At 67.5% G+C, this 425-nt stretch carries 1 protein-coding gene; it reads left to right on the top strand.

Features of this window, described 5'->3' with window-relative positions; translation table 11 throughout:
* Positions 1-425, top strand: a 425-nt coding sequence (locus DID98_RS35580; protein ID WP_148093570.1) for an amidohydrolase family protein, incomplete at both ends; no start/stop codon positions are given.

Below are 425 nucleotides of genomic sequence, written 5' to 3'. Positions count from 1 at the left end.
CGCTGGGACGGCGTGCCGTCGCTCGCGGTTGCAATGGACATGCTCAAGCGGCAGGTGGCGATCACGCCCGCGCCGCAATGGGTGCGCGTGGTCGGTGGCTTTACCGAACACCAGTTCGCCGAGAAGCGCCTGCCGACGATCGAGGAACTCAACGCGGCCGCGCCCGATACGCCGGTGTTCATCCTGCATCTTTACGATCGCGCGCTGCTGAACGCGGCCGCGCTGCGCGTGGTCGGCTACACGAAGGACACGCCCGAGCCGCCGGGCGGCACGATCCTGCGCGATGCCGCGGGCAACCCGACCGGGCTGCTGCTCGCGAACCCGAACGCGACGATCCTGTACGCGACACTCGCGAAGGGACCGAAGCTGCCGTTCGAATACCAGTACAACTCGACGCGCCACTTCATGCGCGAACTGAACCGGCT

The sequence above is a fragment of the Burkholderia sp. Bp8984 genome (genome assembly GCF_003853755.1).
In the GTDB taxonomy this organism is placed as follows: domain Bacteria; phylum Pseudomonadota; class Gammaproteobacteria; order Burkholderiales; family Burkholderiaceae; genus Burkholderia.
This window is presented reverse-complemented; position numbering and strand designations above follow the sequence as displayed.